Source organism: Exiguobacterium sp. s6, from assembly GCF_018618155.1.
GTDB lineage: Bacteria > Bacillota > Bacilli > Exiguobacteriales > Exiguobacteriaceae > Exiguobacterium > Exiguobacterium mexicanum_A.
Window position 1 is genome coordinate 1 of record NZ_JACSLN010000013.1, and the last position, 430, is coordinate 430.

At 54.7% G+C, this 430-nt stretch carries 1 rRNA gene; it reads right to left on the minus strand.

Going from position 1 to position 430, the window contains the following annotated elements:
- A 23S ribosomal RNA gene (locus tag KNP75_RS15640) occupies positions 1–385 on the minus strand; the annotation flags it as partial.
- Positions 386–430: the final 45 nt, after the last annotated feature.

The window sequence follows — 430 nt, forward strand, 5'->3', positions numbered from 1 at the left end:
GCTACAGGGCCGTCACCTTCTCTGGCCGACCTTTCCAGGTCGTTCACCTATCCTATCCCTTTGTAACTCCGTATAGAGTGTCCTACAACCCCAGGAAGCATGCTTCCTGGTTTGGGCTGTTCCCGTTTCGCTCGCCGCTACTCAGGGAATCGAATTTTCTTTCTCTTCCTCCGGGTACTTAGATGTTTCAGTTCCCCGGGTTTGCCTCACGCCGTGCTATGTATTCACACGGGTGTCCCGCCAGTCTCCCGGCGGTGGGTTCCCCCATTCGGATACCCCTGGATCAATGTGTACTTACCACTCCCCAGGGCATTTCGCTGTTCGTCGCGTCCTTCATCGGCTCCTAGTGCCAAGGCATCCACCGTACGCCCTTTCTACCTTGATCTAGCGTCTAAGACACACGGTCCTCACGGACCATATGTGAAATTAA